This window comes from Mesorhizobium opportunistum WSM2075 (assembly GCF_000176035.2).
Classification (GTDB): domain Bacteria; phylum Pseudomonadota; class Alphaproteobacteria; order Rhizobiales; family Rhizobiaceae; genus Mesorhizobium; species Mesorhizobium opportunistum.
This window is the reverse complement of sequence record NC_015675.1, coordinates 6,045,742-6,065,742: the sequence shown is the minus strand read 5'-3', so window position 1 is coordinate 6,065,742 and position 20,001 is coordinate 6,045,742. Positions and strand designations below refer to the sequence as shown.

The following is a 20,001-nucleotide window of genomic DNA, read 5'->3' as shown; positions in this document are numbered from 1 at the left end:
CGATTTTACAAATACGTCATTCGGCCCGAGAGTAAGGCCGCAAAAAGCAGCGACCTGTCGGAGGACACTCATGCTCGCCGAGACGAAATTTGCCCCAAAGCCCCTGGAGGCACCGGCGCTGGGCGAGCCCTATCTGCTGACCCCGGGGCCGCTGACCACGGCCTATTCGGTCAAGCAGGCCATGCTGCGTGACTGGGGATCGTGGGACGGCGATTTTCGCGCCATGACCGCCGATTTGCGCCGCCGCCTGCTGGCGCTGACGGGCGATGTGAAAGATGAATTCGATTGCGTGCCGATGCAAGGCAGCGGCTCCTTCTGCGTCGAGGCGATGCTCGGCTCGTTCGTGCCGAAGGATGGCAAGGTCCTGGTGCTGGCCAACGGCGCCTACGGCCTGCGTGCCGCGCAGACCATGCAGTATCTCGGCCGTGCCTACACGCTGATCGACAAGGGCGACTACCTGCCGCCGCGCGGCGACGAGGTGGCGGCAGCGCTTGAGGCCGATCCGGCCATCACCCATGTCATCGCCATCCATTGCGAGACCAGCTCCGGCATTTTGAACCCGGTCGCCGAGATTGCCGAGGCCGTCCATGCCAAGGGCCGCAAGCTGCTCGTCGATTCCATGAGTGCCTTCGGCGCCGTCGCCCTCGACGTCAACGAGATCCGCTACGAGGCGATGGTCTCGTCCGCCAACAAATGCATCGAGGGCGTGCCGGGTTTTGGCTTCATCATCGCCCGCAAGAGCGAACTGGAGGCGGCCAAGGGCCGCAGCCATTCGCTGTCGCTCGACGTCCACGCCCAGTGGGCGCATATGAACAAGACCGGCCAGTGGCGCTACACGCCGCCGACGCACGTCGTCGCCGCTTTCCTTGAAGCGTTGCGCCAGCACGAGGCCGAGGGCGGTGTCGCCGGCCGTGGCGCCCGCTACACCAGGAACCGCGACGTCGTGGTGGCCGGCATGCGCGACCTCGGCTTCGAGACTTTGCTCGGAGACCGCTGGCTGTCGCCGATCATCGTCACCTTCTTCAACCCGGCCCATGCCAGCTTCGCCTTCGACCGTTTCTACGATCTGATGAAGGAAAAGGGCTTCATCATCTATCCGGGCAAGCTGACCGCCGTCGATAGCTTCCGTGTCGGCTGCATCGGCCAGATGGACGAGCATGTCATGCGCCGCGTCGTCGAGGCGGCGGCCTTCTCGCTTCGTGAAATGGGCGTCGACACCGCCACCCCACCCGCCGCGGCACTCGCCGAACGCGCCAAACTCGCCGCTTGAAGCGGCCGATATCGAGGATTTTCGATGAACCAGATGTCTCCCATCAATGTCGCGGTCAACGGCCGCACCTACGCTTGGCCGCGCGTGCCGGCCATCGCCATCTGCCTTGATGGCTGCGAGCCCGCCTATCTCGACGAAGCGATAAAGGCCGGGCTGATGCCGGCTCTGGTCAGGATCAAGGAGAAGGGCACGGTGCGCTTTGCCCACTCGGTCATTCCGAGCTTCACCAACCCCAACAATCTGTCGATCGCCACCGGCCGTCCGCCGTCGGTACATGGCATTTGCGGCAACTATCTCTACGAGCGTGAGACCGGCAAGGAAGTGATGATGAACGACCCGCGCTTCCTGCGCGCGCCGACCGTTTTTCAAGCCTTCTACGACGCCGGCGCCAAGGTTGCGGTGGTGACCGCCAAGGATAAGCTGCGTGCGTTGCTCGGCAAGGGCCTGGCCTTCGACGAAGGTCGCGCGTTGTGCTTCTCGGCGGAAAAGTCGGACACCACGACCGTGGCCGAGCACGGCATCGACAATGCCTCGAAGCACTTTGGGCTGCCGGTGCCGGAGGTCTATTCGGCCGAACTGTCGGAATTCGTCTTCGCCGCCGGCGTTCAGCTGCTCAGGGAATTCCGCCCCGACATCATGTACCTGACGACCACCGATTATGTGCAGCACAAATACGCGCCTGGCGTGCCGCAGGCCAACGCCTTCTACGAGATGTTCGACAAGTACCTGACCGAGCTCGATGGGCTGGGCGCCGCGATTGTCGTCACTGCCGATCACGGCATGAAGCCCAAGCACAAGACTGACGGCTCGCCGGACGTCGTCTATGTCCAGGATCTGCTGGACGAGTGGCTCGGCAAGGACGCCGCCCGCGTCATCCTGCCGATCACCGACCCCTATGTCGTGCATCACGGCGCCCTCGGCTCGTTTGCCACCGCCTATCTGCCTGATGGCGCCGACCAGGCCGGCATCATGGCCCGGCTCGCCAAGGTCGACGGCATCATGCTGGTCGTCGACAGCCCGACGGCCTGCAAGCGCTTCGAACTGCCGGCCGACCGCATCGGCGACATCGTGCTGGTCTCGACCGAGAACAAGACGATCGGCACCTCGGAACACCGCCACGACCTGGCGGCGCTGAACGAACCGCTGCGCTCGCATGGCGGACTGACCGAGCAGGAAGTGCCGTTCATCGTCAATCGTGTGCTGCCTGATTTGCCTGATGAGCCGACCTTGCGCAATTTCGACGCCTTCTATTACGCGACGATGGCGGCGGCACTGGCTTGATGTCGAACGTGGATGTCGACCCCCACTCCGCCGAGCTTCGCTCGGCACCTCTCCCCCGATCGACGGGGGAGAGGAAAGGCGCCAGGGTTAGCCGCGGCTCAGCCTGGAAACGTGGGGGCGCCGACTTCGCCTGATTTCCTCTCCCCCGTCGATCGGGGGAGAGGTGGCCCGGAGGGCCGGAGTGGGGGTCGATCCTCGGCCGCAACGCCTAACATCTGCTGGAGCAGAGTGCATGACCAAACTCGACCCCGCCATCAAAGTTCGCCACGAGCCGATGCGCATCGCTGGCAGGAAAGTCGATGCCGAGGGCGTCGTCGAGGTGCGCTACCCCTGGAACGATACCGTCATCGGCACCGTGCCGGCAGGGAGCGCTGAGCATGCCCGAAAAGCCTTCGAGATCGCCGCCGGCTACAAATCGAAGCTGACCCGCTACGAGCGCCAGCAGATCCTGTTTCGCACCGCCGAAATCCTTGCATCACGCCGCGAAGAGATTTCCGATCTCATCACCCTGGAACTCGGCATCTCCAAGGCGGATTCGCTCTATGAGGTCGGCCGCGCCTATGACGTGTTCACGCTGTCGGCGCAGATGTGCATCCAGGATGACGGCCAGATATTCTCTTGCGACCTCACCCCGCACGGCAAGGCGCGCAAGATCTTCACCACCCGCGAACCGCTGAAGGCGATCTCGGCGATCACGCCGTTCAATCATCCGCTCAACATGGTCTCGCACAAAGTGGCGCCGGCGATCGCCACCAACAATTGCGTGGTGGTCAAGCCGACCGAACTGACGCCGATGACGGCGCTGCTCCTGGCCGACATTCTCTATGAAGCCGGCCTGCCGCCGGAGATGCTGTCGGTGGTGACCGGCTGGCCGGCCGACATCGGCAACGAGATGATCACCAACGAGAACATCGACCTGATCACTTTCACCGGCGGCGTGCCGGTCGGCAAGATGATCGCCCGCACCGCTGGCTACAAGCGCCAGGTACTGGAACTCGGCGGCAACGACCCGCTGATCATCCTCAACGATCTCTCCGACGACGATCTGGCGAAAGCTGCCGATCTCGCCGTCGCCGGCGCGACAAAAAACTCCGGCCAGCGCTGCACGGCGGTCAAGCGCATCCTGGTCCAGGAAAGCGTCGCCGACCGCTTCGTGCCACTGGTGCTGGAGCGGGCGAAGAAGATCCGCTTCGGCGATCCGATGGACCGCTCGACCGACCTTGGTACGGTCGTGCACGAGAAGGCAGCGGCGCTGTTCGAGGCGCGTGTCTACATGGCGGCCGAGCAAGGTGCTGAAATCCTCTACAATCCGGGCCGTCTGGGCGCGTTGCTGCCGCCGATCGTCGTCGATCGCGTGCCGCACACATCCGAGCTGGTCATGGAAGAGACATTCGGCCCCATCATCCCGATCGTGCGCGCGCCCGATGACGACGAGGCGCTGATCGCATTGTCCAACTCGACCGCCTTCGGGCTGTCGTCGGGCGTCTGCACCAACTCGTTTCCCCGCATGCAGAAATACATCGCCGGGCTGCAGGTCGGCACGGTCAACATCTGGGAAGTGCCGGGTTATCGCATCGAGATGTCTCCCTTCGGGGGCATCAAGGATTCGGGCAATGGCTACAAGGAAGGCGTTATCGAAGCGATGAAGAGCTACACCAACGTCAAGACATTCTCGCTGCCCTGGTCCTGACCGGACCGTAACAACTGGCAGACCAACCGAGGGGGCGTTTCGACGCTCCCTCCTTCGCGTTTCGGAGACTGTGATGGCCGCGACCAAAGAACTTGTGCATACCGAGGGCGATTCCAACACGACAGCGGCGCGCCGCCGATGGGACGCCGGTCAGGAGGATCCCCGCATCCGCGGCCTGCTCGATCGCGACGCGGCCGCCTTCATGCATCAGAGCCTCTCCAGCCCCTGTCTGTCGACCATCGCCAGGGCTGAAGGCATCTGGATCGAGGACACCGCCGGCCGCCGCTTCATGGATTTCCATGGCAACAGCGTGCATCACCTCGGCTACGGCCATCCCAGGCTGGTGGCCGCGATCAAGCAGCAGCTCGACGATCTCTGCTTCGCGCCGCGCCGCTTCACCTGCGAGCCCGCCGTCGAACTGGCTGAGAAGCTGGCGGAACTCGCGCCTGGCGATCTCGGCAAGGTGCTGTTCACCACGGGTGGCTCGGATGCCATAGAGGTGGCGCTGAAGATCGCGCGCGCCGCGACCGGCCGCTTCAAGACGGTGTCGTTCTGGGATGCCTTCCATGGCGCTGGCTTCGGCGCTGCCAGCGTCGGCGGCGAGGCGACGTTCCGCTCCCATATATCAGGCCCGATGATGACCGGCACCGAGCATGTGGCGCCCTGGGATGGCTACCGCTGCCCCTATGGTCACGACTCCCTCGAAGCGTCGGGCATCGCCTGCGCCAACATGATCGCCTATGTGCTCGACCGCGAGCAGGACGTGGCCGCGGTCGTCGCGGAGCCAATGCGGGCGACGCCCAACCCGCCGCCGCCAGGCTTCTGGAAGCGGGTGCGCGAGGCCTGCGATCGCCATGGCACGCTGCTGATCTTCGACGAGATCCCGACCGGCCTCGGCAAGACCGGAAAGTTCTTTGCTCACGAGCATGATGGCGTGACGCCCGACATTGTCGTTCTCGGCAAGTCGCTGGGCGGCGGCATCCTGCCGATCGCCGCCGTCATTGCGCGCCGCGACCTCGACGTCACCGGCGGCTTTGCCATCGGTCACTACACCCACGAAAAGAACCCGGTGACGACGCGCGCGGCATTGACCACCATCGACATCATACTGGAGGAAGGGCTGGTCGAGCGCTCGGCCGAGCTTGGCCGGCATATGCTCGGGCGCATGCAGGATCTGATGGCGCGCTCGCCGCATGTCGGCGACGTCAGGGGCAGGGGTCTGATGGTGGGCGTCGAACTCGTCGAGGACCGCGCCACGCGCCAGCCCGCGCGCGAGCTTGCCGAACGCGTGTTCTACACTTGCCTGGAACAGGGCCTGAGCTTCAAGGTCAGCCACGGCAACGTGCTGACCTTGTCGCCGCCATTGGTCATTTTGGAAACGGATCTCGACCGCGCTCTCGACATCGTCGAGGCAGCCGTGCTGGCGGCCTGACCGTGAAGGCGGTGCGCACCGATCGGGAACTCGAATGTCCGGGAATCGACGCCGGCTTGCGGGCGAGGGGCCTCGAGCTGGTGACGTTGCCCGACGGTATTCCCGAGGCGGACCTGATCGATGCTGTCGCCGACGCCGATCTCCTGCTGATGTGCTACACGCCGATCACCGCGCGGGTGATAGAGGCGGCGCCCAAATTGAAGGGCATCGTCAAATATGGCGTCGGCATCGATGCCATCGACATTCCTGCCGCGATGCAGCGCGGCATTCCCGTCGTCAATGTGCCTGAGTATGCCGAGGAAACCGTCGCCGAGGGTGCTTTCGCGCTGATGATCGCGCTGGCCAAGCGGCTGCCGGCGATCACGGCGGCGGTGTCACGCGATGGCTGGATCTGGCCCGAGCAGCGCTGGCTGGGGCGCGACATTTCCGGCGCCACGCTCGGCCTCGTCGGCTGCGGCAAGATCGGCCGCAGCATGGCGCGCATGGCAGGCCAAGGGTTTCGCGCCCGTGTGCTTGGCTTCGATCCCGGCGTCGATGCGGCGGCCATGCAAGGCGCCGGCATCGAGAAGGCTCACGATCTCCAAGCTATGCTGCGCGCCTCCGATTTCGTTTCCATCCATTGCGTGCTGAACTACAATACGCGCGGACTGATCGGTAAGGCCGAACTCGCCTGCCTGAGGCCCTCCGCCGTCGTCGTCAACGTCTCGCGCGGCGCCCTGATCGACGAGACCGCCCTTGTCGAGGCGATCGTTGCCGGACGCATCGGCGGCGCCGGGCTCGACGTCTATTCGGTCGAGCCGCTGGCCCGGTCAGGCCATCCGATGAGCGCGCTGTTCGACCGCGACGACGTCATCCTGTTTCCGCATCTCACCTTCTTCACGCAAGAGGCGATGCGCCGGCTCGAGGACGACACGCTCGCCCGCTGCTTCGAAATCCTCGACGGCCGGCCCGTCACGGTTCGCTCGTTCGATCCGCGACTGCGGGCTCAGACGGCAGGCGTTTCCTTCGGCTGATCACCACTGGCTCCGCCGGTCGCCGACGTTTCAAAGGGTCGAAACGCCTCCAAGACAGGCACGCGACAGTTCCATGACAAACATCAGAAGAAGTTTGCCTGTCATAAAATAAATAGATTTTACTTATCGATCGCTAATCCCCAAAGTTGACGCAACGACGACATCCACAAGCGCTACAAGGCCCGAAGGTCCCGACGGCGCGATCGTCATAGTGCATCGCAGAATGTGCCATCAATCACAGGGGAACTGATCCATGAAATCGCGCAAAACAAACATCGCCATGGCCTTCGCCGCGTCGCTGCTGGCGTCGTCGGCTCTCGTCGGACCGGCGCTCGCCGACGGCGTGGTCACCATCTATTCCGCCGACGGCCTGCATGACGGCAATGGCAGCTGGTTCGAAACCGAGTTTGCCGCCTTCACCAAGGCCACCGGCATCAAGGTACAGTATATCGAGGCTGGCTCGGGCGGTGTCGTCGAACGGGTCGCCAAGGAAAAATCGAACCCGCAGGCCGACGTGCTGGTGACCTTGCCGCCCTTCGTCCAGCGCGCCGCGGCTGATGGCCTGCTGCAGGACTACAAGCCCGAAGGCGCCGAGCAGATCGATGGCGGCACCGACAAGTACCGGCCGCTGGTCAACAACTACATGAACTTCATCTATAACAGCGCGGTGCTCTCGGAAGCGCCGAAGAGCTACAACGACCTGCTCGATCCGAAGTTCAAGGGCAAGATCCAGTATTCGACCCCCGGCCAGGCCGGCGACGGAACCGCCGTCATGCTGCAGGTCATCCATGCCTTTGGCGGCGAGGATGCCGGCTTCGAGTTCATGAAGAAGCTGCAGGACAACAATGTCGGCCCGTCCGCCTCGACCGGCAAGCTGACCGCGCTGGTCAACAAGGGCGAGCTGCATGTCGCCAATGGCGACCTGCAGATGAACATGTCGCAGATGGCCGACAACCCGAACATCAAGGTGTTCTGGCCGGCGGGCCCTGACGGTGTGCGCTCCACCTTCGCGCTGCCCTATGAAATCGGCTTGGTCACCGGCGCGCCGAATGGCGACAACGGCAAGAAGCTGATCGACTTCCTGCTCTCCAAGGAAGCGCAGTCGACGGTAAGTTCCGTTGCACTCGGCATGCCCGCCCGCAAGGACGTGACACCATCCGACGCCAACTTCGCCAAGACGCAGGAAGCGATGAAGGGCCTGACCATCTGGGCGCCGAACTGGGACGAGGCGCTGAGCAAGCTTCCCGACTACGTCAAGAAGTGGAACGAGGCGACCGGAAGCTGACACCCGAGGGCAGAAATCCGGAGGACCAAGCCATGTCGGCCGCCGCCTTTACTGGTACCAGTGTCATGGACATCGACGCCGCGAAAATTCGCGGCGCCGGTTCCAACGTCCACTTCGACAAGGTCAGCGTCGCCTATGGCGCGCATGTCGTCCTGCATCCGCTGACCCTGGACATCGCTCCCGGCGAGATACTGGCGATGATCGGCCCTTCCGGCTCCGGCAAGACGACGGCCTTGCGCGCCGTGGCCGGCTTCGTGCGGCCGGCAAGCGGCCGCATCCGTATCGGCGCCACCGATGTGACCGACCTGCCGCCCTACGAGCGCGGTCTCGGCATGGTGGTGCAGAACTACGCGCTGTTTCCGCACATGCGGGTCGAGGACAACGTCGCCTTCGGCCTCCGGGCACAAGGCGCCGACAAGGCGCTGATCGCAGAGCGGGTCAAGGATGCGCTCGGCACCGTCGGCATGGCGACTTTTGCCAGGCGTTATCCGCGCGAGCTTTCGGGTGGCCAGCAGCAGCGTGTTGCGATTGCCCGCGCCCTTGCCGTGCGGCCGCGCGTGCTCCTGCTCGACGAGCCGTTGTCGGCGCTCGACGCGCAGATCCGCCGCAACATGGTCGAGGAGATCGCCCGCCTGCACCGCAGCCTGCCGGGCCTGACCATCCTCTACGTCACCCACGACCAGACGGAAGCGCTGACGCTTGCCGACAAGATCGCCATCATGCGCGACGGCAGGGTCTGTTCGCACGGACCGACGACAGAACTCTATCGCCGCCCGCCGAACCGTTTTACCGCCGAATTTCTCGGCCGCGCCAATCTCCTGCCGGTGACGGTTGCCGAGGCGGCCGGCGCGAAAGGCTTCGCCACGGCAAGGCATGGCGATGCGGTGCTGACAGGCGCCGGCCGTGCCGAGAAGGCCGGCGACAAGAGCCTGCTCTGCATCAGGCCGCAGCACCTCAGCCTGACGGCCGACAGCGAGCACACCAACCGGATCGTCGGCACCCTCAGGGAAGTACACTGGCAGGGCGAACTCACCCATCTCGTGCTCGATGTCGAAGGCACGCCGGTGCGCGTCTCGGCGACGCGGTTGCCGATCGCCTTGCCCGAACCCGGTGCCGAGGTGCCATTGTTCTTTGCGCCCGCCGACACCTCGCTTCTTCCGGAAGACGCCGGTGTCTGACGCGGTCGCAATTGGCGCGCCGGCGATCAGGAGAGAACCCGGCAAATTCTGGATCGTGCCGCCGGCTGCCCTGCTGGCGCTGCTGTTCTTCTATCCGCTGGCGCTCATCGCCCGTCAGGCCTTTTTCGACGACAGCGGTGTCGCCAATATTGCGGAAGTCGTCCGTGTCCTGCATTCCCGCTTTTTCCTCAACGCGCTGATCAACACGGTGACCATCTCGGTCACCGCGACGGCCGGGTGCCTGATCGTGGGCCTCGTGCTGGCGCTGATCCTCGCTTTCGTGCCGTTCCCCGGCAGCGGCTTCATCGCCCGCCTGATCGATACTTTCATCGCCCTGCCGACCTTCCTGGTTACGCTTGCCTTCACCTTTCTCTACGGCTCCGCCGGCATGCTCAATTCCGGGCTGATGGAAGCCTTCTCGCTGCCGCTGCCGCCCGTCGATTTCCTCTATTCGACCTGGGGGGTGGTGCTCGCCGAAGTCACCGTCTACACCCCCTTCATCCTGCGGCCACTGCTCGCCGCTTTCTCGCTGGTCGACCGCGGCCAGATCGAAGCGGCAAGCGTGCTCGGCGCGCGGCCGTTCCGCATCGTCCGCCAGGTCATCCTGCCTGCCGCAATTCCCGCGCTCATCGCCGGCGGCAGCCTGTGCCTGCTGTTGACCGTCAATGAATTCGGCATCGTGCTGTTCATCGGCGCCAAGGGCGTCATCACGCTGCCGCTGCTGATCTACGGCAAGGCGATCCAGGAATCGGCCTATCAGGTCGCCTGCATCATCGCCGTGGTCAACATCGCGCTGTCGCTCGGCCTGTTCGGCCTCTACCGTTTCGCCGCCGGCCGGTTGGGAGTCTAGCCATGCTGGTCTGGTCGCGTCCCGGTCGCATCGCTCTGTGGGTGCTCTTCGCGGTGGTCTTCGGCGTGTTGTTCCTGGCGCCGCTGGCGGTCATCCTCCTGTCCAGCCTTGCCGACCAATGGAACGGTGTGCTGCCAAGCGGGCTGACGACGGAGCATTACAGCGACGTGATGCGCGGCGCGGCTGGCGAAGCCGTAAAGGCGAGCCTGATCACCGGCTTCCTGGCCAGCGCCCTGGCGCTGGTCAGCGGCACTTGGGCGGCACTTGCGCTCCGCATCCAGGGTGCAACCCTGAGCAAGGTGCTCGGCCTGTTGTTCTTCGTCCCAAGTGCGGTGCCTTCGGTGTCCGTCGGCCTTGGCCTGCTGGTGGCGTTCAGCCATCCGCCGCTGCTGCTCAACGGCACGATCGCGATCGTCATGATCGCGCATTTCGTGCTGATCTCGGCCTTCACCTTCGGCAATGTCTCGGCCGGGCTGGCCCGGCTGTCGCCTGATTTCGAACAGGTGGCCTCGAGCCTTGGCGCGCGCCCGGCCTATCGGCTCTGGCATGTCACGCTGCCCTTGCTGGCACCCTATCTGGTTGCTGCTTTCGGCCTGAGCTTCGCGCTCTCGATGGGCGAGCTTGGCGCCACCGTGATGGTCTATCCGCCGGGGTGGGTGACGCTGCCGGTGTCGATCTTCAGCCTCACCGATCGCGGCGACATCTTTGCAGGAGCAGCGCTCACCATGATCCTGGTCGTGGCGACGCTGGTCCTGCTGCTCGGCCTGGAGCGCATCACCAATCGTGCCACTGGCGCATAGGAAACGGCTTGGGTTTCAGCCCCGTGCAGGCTTGCGTTCGACGATGTAGATATGGTCGGCGGCCAGCACCACTTCATCGCGCTGGTTGATGACTTCGCAGCGTTCGATCACGCGTCCGGAGCCCGGCCTCTTTGGATCGTCTTCTTTGGCCGCTATGGTGGTGCGCGTGCGGATCGTGTCGCCGATGAACACCGGCTTGATGAAGCGCAGGCGGTCATATCCATAGGAAAAGGCGACCGGATTGATGACGGTTGCCGTCAGCCCGATGCCGACCGAGAACACCAGCGTGCCATGCGCGATGCGCTGGCCGAACGGCGTCGTCTTCATGAACTCGGCATCCATGTGGTGCGGAAAGAAATCGCCTGTATGCCCGGCATGGACGATGAAGTCGGTCTCGGTGATGGTGCGGCCGCTGGTGATGCGCGAGGCGCCGATCTGGTAATCCTCGAAATACTGGATCCGTTCCATCAGGGTCTTTCCGCGATCGGCGTTGCCGGCGCTGCGCTCGAAAGGTAGGCCGCTTCGACCAGCGCCATGGTGTTCCAGGCGTCCTCGACCGAGCTGACCAATTCGTCGTCTTCGCCTGCGGCAAAACGCTGGACATTGGCCATGCGCCCGACGAAGGCGTCGGGGAACCACTCGCCGGCGAGCGGCACCGCGACCCAGTCCGTTCCGCCCCTGGGATAAATCTCCAGAATGTCCGGTTCGCCCCGGGGATAGTCGAGATTGAGGCCGAGCTTGAGATAGGCCGCACCCTCGGTGCCGCAGATGCGGAATTCGCAGGCCTGGTGCCGGCGACCGAATTTGTGGTCGTGGTTGATCGACAGCGCACAGCGCACGGTATCGCCATAGTCGAGAATGGCGCTGGTGCGCGTCTGTGCCACTCTGTGGTTGGGGTGGCCGAGCGTCTTGGCATGCACGCCCTTGGGGTCGCCGAGCAACTGCCGGATCAGGTCGAGATAGTGGATCGAATGCATGGCGATCTCGACGCGCGGCGCCTTGAGCAGGAACTCCCAAAGCTGCCACGGCGTCGCCAGCGCCAGCCAGGCATCGAAATCGACGATCTCGCCGAGCCAGCCCTTGGCGATGGCATCCTTCAGCGCCAGCATCATGGGTGCGAAGCGGAGCTGGAAATTCACCGCCGCCTTGAGCTTCTTGGCGCGGCAGATTTCCAGGATTTCGGTTGCCTCGCCGAGATAGTTGCCCATCGGCTTCTGGATCAATGCGACCGCGCCATCGGGCAGAGCCTTCAGGATCTCGGCGTGCCGACCCGGCGGCGTCGCCAGATCGAAAACCGCGTCCTTGACATCAGCGGCTGCTTCCACCGAGCGGAACGCGGTCACGCCCCATTTCTCGGCCAGTGCCCGCGCTTTGTCCTGGTCCGGATCGTAGAGGCCGGCGACTGGAAAGCCAGCCTTCCTATAGGCTGGGAAATGTGCGTCGCCGACGATCGATCCTGCGCCGAAGGTGACGATCGGCCGAGGCTTCGACGGCTTTGGCCAGGACTGGACGAGTGAGGCAGGGTCGAGACCGCCCTCAGTCATGATGGAAGACCTCGTCCATGGAAGCCCACCATTCACCCTCCTTGCGGGTCGTGAGCGGCTCCTGGCAGGGCATGCAGACAGACCACCATTCCTGCGTCTTCGGGTCGGCCGCCATCTTGGCCATGTCGGCGGCATAGTCGGTGCCGTGGTATTCGAAATAGGAAAACAGCAGGTTCTCCGGCCGCTTCAGGTAGATCGAGTAATTCTTGATGTTGCAGGCCGAGATCATGGTCAGCACGTCGGGCCAGACGGCGGCATGGAGGCGGACATACTCCTCGACCTTTTCCGGCTTCAACCCCAGAACCATCCCCATCCGCTGCATATCAGTTCCCCTATTTGGTGATCACCGTGGTGAATTCGGCGATGCTCATGGCCTTGACCGCGTCCCAGTCCCAATCGATGCCGATGCCGGGCTCGTCGGGCGCCAGCGCATGCCCATCCTCGATGCGCATGCGCTTGCCGGTCAACTCATCGAGCTGCGGAATGTACTCGACATATCGGCCGTTCTGAACAGCGCAGGTCAGGCTGACATGCAATTCCATCAGGAAATGCGGGCACACTGGAATGTCGAAGGCTTCCGCCGCATGGGCGATCTTGAGCCAGGGCGTGATGCCGCCGATGCGGCCGACATCGACCTGGACGATCGAGCAGGCGCCTTTCTGCATGTATTCGCGGAAATGGCGGATGGAGTAGAGCGACTCGCCGATGGCGATCGGCGTCGGCGTCGAGTTGGACAACCTGATATGCCCGTCGATGTCGTCGGCCGGCAGCGGCTCTTCGATCCAGGCAAGGTCGAGCTCGCGCAGCCTTGCCACGCGGCGGATTGCCTCGTCGACCGAGAACCCCTGATTGGCGTCGGTCATGATCTCGTAGCCGTCGCCAACCGCCTTGCGCACCGCCGACAGGCGGGCGAGATCCTCCGACCCATGCGGTCTGCCGATCTTCACCTTCGAGCCGCGAAATCCCCTGGCCTTGGCGGCCAGTGCGTCGTCGACAAGCGCCTGCGTCTCGATGTGCAGCCAGCCGCCTTCGGTCGTGTAGAGCGGGCAGCGGTCCTTGGCGCCGCCGGCGAGTTTCCACAACGGCAGGTTCTGTTTCTTCGCCCTGAGATCCCACAGCGCCGTGTCGATCGCCGCAATGGCGATGGCGGTGATCGCGCCAATGGTGGTGGCATGTGTGGCGAATTCGAGATCGTGCCAGATCGCCTCGATCATGTCCGGGTCGCGGCCGATCAGCCGTGGCACCAGATGGTCCGAGAGAAGCCGCATCACCGACGAGCCGCCGGTGCCGATCGTGTAGCTGTAACCGGTGCCGACCGCGCCGTCGGAATCGGTGATGGTGACGATCGGCGTTTCCTGGCTGACGAAACTCTGGATGGCGTCGGTGCGCTTGACCTTGGGCACAAGGTCCACCATCCGCAGTTCTATCTTTTCGATTCTAGCCATCGGTCAGCTCCGCAATGTCTTTCCGGTCTCGGTGGCAAACAAATGCGCCTGCGACATGTCGAGACTCATGGCCACTCGCTCGCCCGGCTTGAGCGGTCGCGGATTCAGCATGCGCGACACCCAGTCCGCGCGGTTGAACTCGACGAACACCAGCGTCTCATTGCCGAGCGGTTCGGTGATCGTGATTGGCAATTCGATCTGGTGGACGTCCGCCGCACCGCCGGAGCTGATACCATGTCCCGTCGGATAGATGTCGTCAGGCCGCAGCCCGAACACGACCTTGTCGCCGGTCGCGACATTGGCCTTGAACTGACCAGGCAAAGGCAGCTTTTCGCCGCTGGAAAAAACCATCTGGCCGTCGTCGATCGTTGCTTCGTGCAGGTTCATCGGCGGCGAGCCGATGAAGCCGGCGACGAAGCGCGTCGCCGGCCGCCGGAAAACCTCGTCAGGCGTGCCGACCTGCTCGATATGGCCGTCGCGCATGATGACGATGCGGTCGGCAAGAGTCATCGCCTCGACCTGGTCGTGGGTGACGTAGATCACCGTCGACTGCACCTTGGCATGCAGCTTCTTGATCTCGGTGCGCATTTGCGTCCGGAGCTTGGCGTCGAGGTTGGAAAGCGGCTCGTCGAACAGGAAGACATCGGGGTCGCGCACGATGGCACGGCCCATGGCAACGCGCTGGCGCTGGCCGCCGGAGAGCTGCGACGGGCGGCGGTCGAGCAGTGTGTCGAGGCCGAGGATGCTGGAAGCCTCGGCGACGCGGCGGTCCATGTCTTCCTTGGCCGCTCCTGCGATTTTCAGCGAGAAGCCGAGGTTCTCGCGCACGGTCATATGCGGGTAGAGCGCGTAGGACTGGAACACCATCGAGATGTTGCGCGAGCGCGGCGGCAAATCGTTGACGACGCGCCCGCCGATCTCGATCGAGCCGGCGCTGATCTCTTCGAGCCCGGCGATCATGCGCAATGTCGTCGACTTGCCGCAGCCGGAGGGGCCGACCAGGGCGATGAACTCACGGTCGGCGATGTCGAGATCGATGCCATGCACGATCCCGACATTGCCGTAGCGCTTGGTCAACTTGCTGAGGGAAACTGTTGCCATGGGATCAGCCTTTCACCGCGCCGGAGGTCAGGCCGCCGACAAGGTGTTTCTGGACGATATAGGTGAGGGTGAGCGCCGGGATGATCATCACCACGGCGAGCGCGCACATGCCGCGCCAGTCGATGGTGAACTCGGCCGTGTAATCGAGCAGGCCGACCGGCAGCGTCTTGGCGCTGACCGAGCGGGTCAATTGCGAGGCCAGCGCGAATTCGTTCCAGCAGGTCAGGAAGGCGAAGATCGCGGCCGAAGCGATGCCTGGTCCGGCGAGCGGGAACTCGACCTGCCAGAACGCCTGCCAGCGCGTGCAGCCGTCGATCTGCGCGGCTTCCGCGAGATCTTTCGGCACCTGGCGGAAGAAGCCGTCGATCAGCCAGATCGTGAACGGCACGTTGAGCGCGACATAGGCAAGGATCAGCCCGAAATGCGTGTCGATGATGCCGAGCCGCACGTAAAGGAAGAACAGCGGCAGCGACAGCGCGATGCCGGGCACCGTGCGCGTCAGCATCAGGCCCAAGAAGACGCTCGATTTGCCGCGGAAGCGGTAGCGCGCGAAGGCGTAGCCGCCGGCCATGCCGATGGCCACCGCAATCACCGTCGAGGTTACAGAGATGATCAGCGAGTTGCGGAAATATTCGATGACCGGAATGCCGCCCTTGCCGATGCCTGAGAACATCGAGACATAGGCGTCGAATGAAATCTCCTGCGGGATCCACACCGGCGGCTTGGCCATGATCTCGACGGTCGGCCGCAGCGACGACAGCACGATCCACAGGCCCGGCAGGCAGATGGTCAGCATCGCCAGGAACAGGCCGATGCGGTAGACGACGCCCATGAGCCGGCGCTTCAGGCGGGCGGAAGAATTCTCGTCCATTCTCACCACTCCGCACCGATCTGCGTGCGCGCCGCGGCGAGCTTGTTGAAGAAATAGACGGTGAAGGCGATCGACAGCAGGATCGAGAAATAGGCCATGGCGTTGGCCATCCCCATGCGCCCGTCGCTGTAGGCGGTGCGTGCCACCAGCGTCCAGAGCAGCTCCGTGCGGCCCGCCGGTCCGCCGTCGGTCATGATCTTGACGATGTCATAGGCGCGCGCGACGTCGAGCGAGCGGATGGTCATGGCGATGTAGGCGAAGGGCATGACGAACGGCCACGTCACATAGCGGAATGTCTGCCACGGCGTGCAGCCGTCGACGCGCGCCGCCTCGATCGGCTCCTTGGGCATGGCAAGCAGGCCGGCGAGGATCAGGATGGCGAAGATCGCTGTCGACGACCAGATCTCGGCGACCGAAATGGCGATGAAGGCGAGATGGCCTTCGATCAGCCACGGTATGGCGTCCTGCGTAATGCCGAGCGACTGCAAGGCATTGTTCACCAGGCCGATATTGTCGTTGAACATGAACTTGAACTGGAAGCCGACGAGGATCGGCGAGAACATCATCGGAAACATCATCAGCGTGCGCAGGATGCGCTGGCCGCGCGTTGCCTTCTCGACCAGCATGGCAAGGCCAAGACCAAGCAGCATTTCGAGATTGAGCGCGATGGTCAGCAAGAGAACCGTGCGCCCGAACGCCCACCAGAAATCGGTGTTGGACAGGATCGAAAGATAGTTCCTGAAGCCGACGAAGAGGAAGAACGTCTCGGGCCGCGTCAGGCGGAAGGGCGTGAAGCTGGAATAGAGCGAGAGCAGCAACGGCACCACGACGACCGCCGCCAGCACGATCATTGCCGGAAGCAGCAGCAGGAATGGCGCGGATGGCTTGAAGCCCTTCATCGGAATCCTGTGGTGTTTGCTTTGGACTGTCGGCGCCTCTTGTTCAGGCGCGGGCCGGGGAACAGAAAGTCTGTCGTTGATGGTTCAGCGCTCTCGCCGGCGAAGCGCGATCGCCTCCCCCATTCCTGATGGGAGAGGCAGCGTTGGGAGACGGTTCTAGAGCTTGCCGGCGTCCTGGAGGATTTGTGTCGCCTTGGCGGCGGCTTCGTCCAATGCCTGCTTGGAGGTCTTGTCGCCAAGGATCGCGGCCTGCAACTCCGGATAGACGGCGTTCGAAATCTCGATCCATTCAGGCGTCTGCGGCACGGCGAAGGCGTGCTTGGCCTCTTCCTGGAAGGCGGAGAGAACCTCCTTCTTGTACGGGTCGTTCTCGGCCTGCTTCAGGTCCCAATCCCACACTGCCGTGCGGGTCGGCAGTGGGCCGGCGGCGGCCTCGAGCTTCTGGCTGTCCTCGTTGGTCAGCCACCAGACGAGCGAAGCGGCGGCTTCCTTGTTCGGGCAGTTCTCGGTCACCGAGAAGCCATGGAAACCGGACCAGCCGGTGCGCTTGCCGGAAGACCCTTTCGGCGCGACTTTCACGCCGACATTGCCAGCGACTTTCGACGATTTCGGATCGTTGAAGAAGCCGGCCCAGCCTGGCCAGTCGAGGTTGATGGCGACGGTGCCCGAGGCAAAGCCCTGGCCGAGATCGTCCCACAGGTAGTTAGTGGTTCCGGCCGGCACGGCCTTGGCCTTGTAGAGGTTGACGAACCAGTCGAGCGCGCGGATGCCAGCCTCGGAGTTGAAGACGGGCTTGCCGTCCTTGTCGAGATATTCGCCGCCCTCGGCGACCACCATCTCGTAGAAGCGGCCGTTGATCGCCTCTTCCTTGCCGGCGAACTGGGTGCCGTAGAAATTGGGCGGGTTGGCGAAGAACTCGGCCTGGTCGGTGACTTCCTTCCAGGTGTCCGGCGGCACCAGGTCATAGCCGTATTTCGCCTTGAACTTGGCCTTGTTGTCGGCGTTCTCGTAGAGGCTCTTCTGGTAGTAGAGCGCCGAAACGTCGAACTGGGCACGCGGCAGCATCTCCAGCTTGCCGTCGATGGTTGCCGCCTTGATCGTCGACGGCACGAAGGCGTCGATCTCTTCCTTCGGCAGCAACTTGCTGAGGTCGGTGTAGAGGCCGGTATATTGCGGCGCGAAGGAGGAATGGTTCCAGCCGACGCACCAGTTGGTGCTGCCCGAGGCGATGTCGGACTTGAGCTCCTTGTCGATATCGAAGCCGTTCTTCTTGGTCAGGATGTTGACCTTGGCGCCGGTCGCCTTCTCCCATTCCGGGATCCGCTCGTAGAGCTTTTCATATTGCTGGCCGCCGATCAGCTTCACGTCGACGGTCACGCCTTCGAACTTGCCGGGCAGGTCGCCGGCAAGGGCGGTGCCTGCGCCGAACGCAAGCATCAATGCGCCGGCGCACACGCCGGAAAGCAGTCTGTTCATTGGTATCCTCCCTGGGTGCGCCTCAGCGGCGACCACAACTCGTCTGATGACAAGAAGTGCTACATTCATATACAAACAAAACATTCACGGGCACGTCAAGACGAAATTTGTTTCCGTCGGCCGCATTCCTGCGTATATGAAGAATCGATTTTACTGGAGGGGTGAGGCATGGATGACAGCGAGGACGAGCGCTACCGCGCGCCAGCGCTCGACAAGGGGCTCGACATCCTCGAACTGCTGGCCGGCGTCGACGGCGGCCTGACGCAAGCCGAAATTGCCAAGAAACTCGAGCGCAGCCCCAACGAATTCTACCGCATGCTGGACCGGCTGGTGCGGCGCGGCTATGTCACGCGACTGGACGGCGACCGCTATTCGCTGACGCTCAAGCTGTTCGGCCTGGCGCAATTGCACGCTCCGGTGCGCCGGCTGGTTTCCTATGCCACGCCGCTGATGCGCGAGCTCGCGGAGACGTCGCAACAGGCCAACCAACTCGTTGTTTTCGATCGCGGTTCCGCCGTTGTGATCGCTCAGCAGGAGGCCCCGAACTACTGGGGCATCTCGATCAGGGTGGGGTCCCACATCAGCCTGTTCGACACCGGCTCGGGGCATGTGCTGCTGGCTTTCCGCTCGGAGGAAGAACGCCAGATGATGATCTCCGAACATGTTCGCAGCACCGACAAGATGGCGCAGCCGGCCGAGTTCTTCACCCGTCTCGACCAGATTCGCGACCGTGGCTACGAGATGATGGCCTCGATGCAGACCGCCGGCGTCTTCAACCTTTCGGCACCGGTGCGCAGTTCCGACGGCAGGGCCATCGCAGCACTGTCGATTCCCTACATCACCGTCGTCAATGCGCCTTCCGCGCCCGACATAACCAGGACCATCGAACTGTTGCTGGCCATGGCCGAAAGGTTGTCACGCCTAGCCGGATCGGCGGTCGGTGCAGCGGCGTAATTCTTATTTGAATGAAGAATTCCTCCGTGAGATGATCTGAATAAGCTCGAAGGGGAGGAACCTCGCCATGATCGTTGATACCCATCTGCATCTCATAGATCGCTCGGTGCTGCGCTATCCCTGGCTGGCCGGCGTGCCGGCGCTCAACCGCGATTTCTCCTACGGGGAATATGCCGGGGAAGCGCGGCGTGTCGGCGTCGAGCGCGTGCTGCATATGGAGGTCGATGTCGATCCAGCCGACATCGAGGCCGAGACCGCCCGCGTCGAAGTTCTGTCGCGGCAACCAGGCAGCATGCTCACTGGAGCGATCGCCTCCTGCCGGCCGGAAGAAACCGGCTTTGCGGCCTATCTCGAACGCCAGCGGGCAAACCCATTCGTCAAGGGTTTTCGCCGCGTCCTCCATGTCGTGCCGGATGAGCTGTCGGAGCGCCCGCTGTTCCGGGACAACATGAAGCGGCTTGGCGGCACCGGCCTGACCTTCGACCTCGTGGTGCTGCCGCACCAGATCCCCAAGGCGATCGCGCTGGCCGACCTGGCACCGGATGTCCAATTCGTCCTCGACCATTGCGGCGTGCCCGACGTCAAGGGCGGAGCCGAGCATCCATGGCGCGAACATATGAGCGAGATCGCGCGGCGTCCGAACGTCATCGCCAAGATTTCCGGCGTCGTCGCCTATGCCGATCCCGGCAGCTGGACCGTCGCGACGCTGCGCCCGTATGTCGAGCATACAATCGCTGCCTTTGGCTGGGATCGTGTCGTCTGGGGCAGCGACTGGCCGGTCTGCACGCTCGGCGGCGGCCTCTCGACCTGGGTGGCGGCGACCCATGCGCTGCTCTCAGGCTGCAGCATTTCGGAACGCGAGCGGCTGTTGTCCGCGAATGCCCGCAAGCTCTGGCGGCTCGCCTAGCAGCA

The 20,001-nt window shown here is 63.7% G+C and carries 19 protein-coding genes; 11 read left to right on the top strand and 8 right to left on the bottom strand.

Annotation, left to right across the window (positions count from 1 at the left end; genetic code table 11):
- The first annotated feature begins 70 nt into the window (after positions 1-70).
- The 9 genes from MESOP_RS29230 (at position 71) to MESOP_RS29190 (ending at position 10,799) form a co-directional block, all read left to right on the top strand.
- On the top strand, positions 71-1,270 hold the full coding sequence (locus MESOP_RS29230; RefSeq protein ID WP_013896955.1) for a 2-aminoethylphosphonate--pyruvate transaminase: 1,200 nt from the start codon (positions 71-73) through the stop codon (positions 1,268-1,270).
- Between the two features lie 24 nt (positions 1,271-1,294).
- The gene (phnA, locus tag MESOP_RS29225; protein WP_013896954.1) at positions 1,295-2,551 is read left to right on the top strand and encodes a phosphonoacetate hydrolase; all 1,257 of its coding nucleotides are present in this window, start codon (positions 1,295-1,297) and stop codon (positions 2,549-2,551) included.
- A 232-nt stretch (positions 2,552-2,783) separates the two neighbouring features.
- Entirely contained in the window at positions 2,784-4,241 is a 1,458-nt protein-coding gene (gene phnY / locus MESOP_RS29220) for a phosphonoacetaldehyde dehydrogenase (protein WP_013896953.1), read from the top strand.
- Between the two features lie 73 nt (positions 4,242-4,314).
- Positions 4,315-5,673, top strand: a complete 1,359-nt coding sequence (gene pbfA, locus MESOP_RS29215; protein ID WP_013896952.1) for a (R)-1-hydroxy-2-aminoethylphosphonate ammonia-lyase — start codon at positions 4,315-4,317, stop codon at positions 5,671-5,673.
- A gap of 2 nt (positions 5,674-5,675) precedes the next feature.
- A complete protein-coding gene (locus MESOP_RS29210) occupies positions 5,676-6,686 on the top strand; it encodes a C-terminal binding protein (RefSeq protein WP_013896951.1) in 1,011 nt (336 codons plus the stop codon).
- Between the two features lie 253 nt (positions 6,687-6,939).
- Positions 6,940-7,971 carry a 2-aminoethylphosphonate ABC transporter substrate-binding protein gene (locus MESOP_RS29205; RefSeq protein ID WP_013896950.1) on the top strand — a complete coding sequence of 344 codons (1,032 nt, stop codon included), beginning with the start codon at positions 6,940-6,942 and terminating at the stop codon, positions 7,969-7,971.
- A 32-nt stretch (positions 7,972-8,003) separates the two neighbouring features.
- Positions 8,004-9,149 (top strand): ABC transporter ATP-binding protein, encoded by a 1,146-nt coding sequence (locus tag MESOP_RS29200; protein ID WP_013896949.1) that lies wholly within the window; start codon positions 8,004-8,006, stop codon positions 9,147-9,149.
- The gene (locus tag MESOP_RS29195) at positions 9,142-9,999 is read left to right on the top strand and encodes a 2-aminoethylphosphonate ABC transporter permease subunit (protein ID WP_013896948.1); all 858 of its coding nucleotides are present in this window, start codon (positions 9,142-9,144) and stop codon (positions 9,997-9,999) included. Before MESOP_RS29200 ends, MESOP_RS29195 begins: the two co-directional genes overlap by 8 nt.
- 2 nt (positions 10,000-10,001) lie before the next feature.
- On the top strand, positions 10,002-10,799 hold the full coding sequence (locus MESOP_RS29190; RefSeq protein ID WP_013896947.1) for an ABC transporter permease subunit: 798 nt from the start codon (positions 10,002-10,004) through the stop codon (positions 10,797-10,799).
- A gap of 15 nt (positions 10,800-10,814) precedes the next feature.
- Here the strand turns inward: MESOP_RS29190 and MESOP_RS29185 are convergent, their stop codons facing one another.
- The 8 genes from MESOP_RS29185 to MESOP_RS29150 all read right to left on the bottom strand — a co-directional run bounded on the left by MESOP_RS29185 (position 10,815) and on the right by MESOP_RS29150 (position 18,135).
- Positions 10,815-11,267 carry a MaoC/PaaZ C-terminal domain-containing protein gene (locus MESOP_RS29185; protein ID WP_013896946.1) on the bottom strand — a complete coding sequence of 151 codons (453 nt, stop codon included), beginning with the start codon at positions 11,265-11,267 and terminating at the stop codon, positions 10,815-10,817.
- Complete coding sequence (locus tag MESOP_RS29180) at positions 11,267-12,343, bottom strand: Gfo/Idh/MocA family protein (protein ID WP_013896945.1); 1,077 nt, start codon at positions 12,341-12,343, stop codon at positions 11,267-11,269. The genes MESOP_RS29185 and MESOP_RS29180 overlap by 1 nt, the downstream gene beginning before the upstream one ends.
- Positions 12,336-12,665, bottom strand: coding sequence for an L-rhamnose mutarotase (locus MESOP_RS29175; protein ID WP_013896944.1), 330 nt, complete (start codon positions 12,663-12,665; stop codon positions 12,336-12,338). The genes MESOP_RS29180 and MESOP_RS29175 overlap by 8 nt, the downstream gene beginning before the upstream one ends.
- Before the next feature lie 10 nt (positions 12,666-12,675).
- Positions 12,676-13,788: a mandelate racemase/muconate lactonizing enzyme family protein gene (locus MESOP_RS29170; RefSeq protein WP_013896943.1), complete on the bottom strand. Its 1,113-nt coding sequence runs from the start codon at positions 13,786-13,788 to the stop codon at positions 12,676-12,678.
- Positions 13,789-13,791: 3 nt separating this feature from the next.
- Positions 13,792-14,889: an ABC transporter ATP-binding protein gene (locus MESOP_RS29165; protein ID WP_013896942.1), complete on the bottom strand. Its 1,098-nt coding sequence runs from the start codon at positions 14,887-14,889 to the stop codon at positions 13,792-13,794.
- Positions 14,890-14,893: 4 nt separating this feature from the next.
- Positions 14,894-15,760 carry a carbohydrate ABC transporter permease gene (locus tag MESOP_RS29160; RefSeq protein ID WP_013896941.1) on the bottom strand — a complete coding sequence of 289 codons (867 nt, stop codon included), beginning with the start codon at positions 15,758-15,760 and terminating at the stop codon, positions 14,894-14,896.
- Between the two features lie 2 nt (positions 15,761-15,762).
- Positions 15,763-16,659: a carbohydrate ABC transporter permease gene (locus MESOP_RS29155; protein ID WP_013896940.1), complete on the bottom strand. Its 897-nt coding sequence runs from the start codon at positions 16,657-16,659 to the stop codon at positions 15,763-15,765.
- 156 nt (positions 16,660-16,815) lie between these two features.
- Positions 16,816-18,135, bottom strand: a complete 1,320-nt coding sequence (locus MESOP_RS29150) for an ABC transporter substrate-binding protein (protein WP_013896939.1) — start codon at positions 18,133-18,135, stop codon at positions 16,816-16,818.
- Between the two features lie 168 nt (positions 18,136-18,303).
- Between MESOP_RS29150 and MESOP_RS29145 the strand changes: the two genes are divergently transcribed.
- Both MESOP_RS29145 and MESOP_RS29140 read left to right on the top strand, forming a co-directional pair.
- Positions 18,304-19,089 (top strand): IclR family transcriptional regulator, encoded by a 786-nt coding sequence (locus MESOP_RS29145; protein ID WP_013896938.1) that lies wholly within the window; start codon positions 18,304-18,306, stop codon positions 19,087-19,089.
- A gap of 67 nt (positions 19,090-19,156) precedes the next feature.
- Positions 19,157-19,996 (top strand): amidohydrolase family protein, encoded by an 840-nt coding sequence (locus MESOP_RS29140; RefSeq protein ID WP_013896937.1) that lies wholly within the window; start codon positions 19,157-19,159, stop codon positions 19,994-19,996.
- Positions 19,997-20,001: the final 5 nt, after the last annotated feature.

Coding starts and splice junctions, on each gene's coding strand:
- MESOP_RS29190 (WP_013896947.1), top strand. CDS start 10,002: ATGCTGGTCTGGTCGCGTCCCGGTCGCATCGCTCTGTGGGTGCTCTTC.
- MESOP_RS29175 (WP_013896944.1), bottom strand. CDS start 12,665: ATGCAGCGGATGGGGATGGTTCTGGGGTTGAAGCCGGAAAAGGTCGAG.
- MESOP_RS29165 (WP_013896942.1), bottom strand. CDS start 14,889: ATGGCAACAGTTTCCCTCAGCAAGTTGACCAAGCGCTACGGCAATGTC.
- MESOP_RS29180 (WP_013896945.1), bottom strand. CDS start 12,343: ATGACTGAGGGCGGTCTCGACCCTGCCTCACTCGTCCAGTCCTGGCCA.
- phnY (WP_013896953.1), top strand. CDS start 2,784: ATGACCAAACTCGACCCCGCCATCAAAGTTCGCCACGAGCCGATGCGC.
- MESOP_RS29200 (WP_013896949.1), top strand. CDS start 8,004: ATGTCGGCCGCCGCCTTTACTGGTACCAGTGTCATGGACATCGACGCC.
- MESOP_RS29155 (WP_013896940.1), bottom strand. CDS start 16,659: ATGAAGGGCTTCAAGCCATCCGCGCCATTCCTGCTGCTGCTTCCGGCA.
- MESOP_RS29140 (WP_013896937.1), top strand. CDS start 19,157: ATGATCGTTGATACCCATCTGCATCTCATAGATCGCTCGGTGCTGCGC.
- MESOP_RS29145 (WP_013896938.1), top strand. CDS start 18,304: ATGGATGACAGCGAGGACGAGCGCTACCGCGCGCCAGCGCTCGACAAG.
- MESOP_RS29150 (WP_013896939.1), bottom strand. CDS start 18,135: ATGAACAGACTGCTTTCCGGCGTGTGCGCCGGCGCATTGATGCTTGCG.
- pbfA (WP_013896952.1), top strand. CDS start 4,315: ATGGCCGCGACCAAAGAACTTGTGCATACCGAGGGCGATTCCAACACG.
- MESOP_RS29230 (WP_013896955.1), top strand. CDS start 71: ATGCTCGCCGAGACGAAATTTGCCCCAAAGCCCCTGGAGGCACCGGCG.
- MESOP_RS29170 (WP_013896943.1), bottom strand. CDS start 13,788: ATGGCTAGAATCGAAAAGATAGAACTGCGGATGGTGGACCTTGTGCCC.
- MESOP_RS29185 (WP_013896946.1), bottom strand. CDS start 11,267: ATGGAACGGATCCAGTATTTCGAGGATTACCAGATCGGCGCCTCGCGC.
- phnA (WP_013896954.1), top strand. CDS start 1,295: ATGAACCAGATGTCTCCCATCAATGTCGCGGTCAACGGCCGCACCTAC.
- MESOP_RS29205 (WP_013896950.1), top strand. CDS start 6,940: ATGAAATCGCGCAAAACAAACATCGCCATGGCCTTCGCCGCGTCGCTG.
- MESOP_RS29160 (WP_013896941.1), bottom strand. CDS start 15,760: ATGGACGAGAATTCTTCCGCCCGCCTGAAGCGCCGGCTCATGGGCGTC.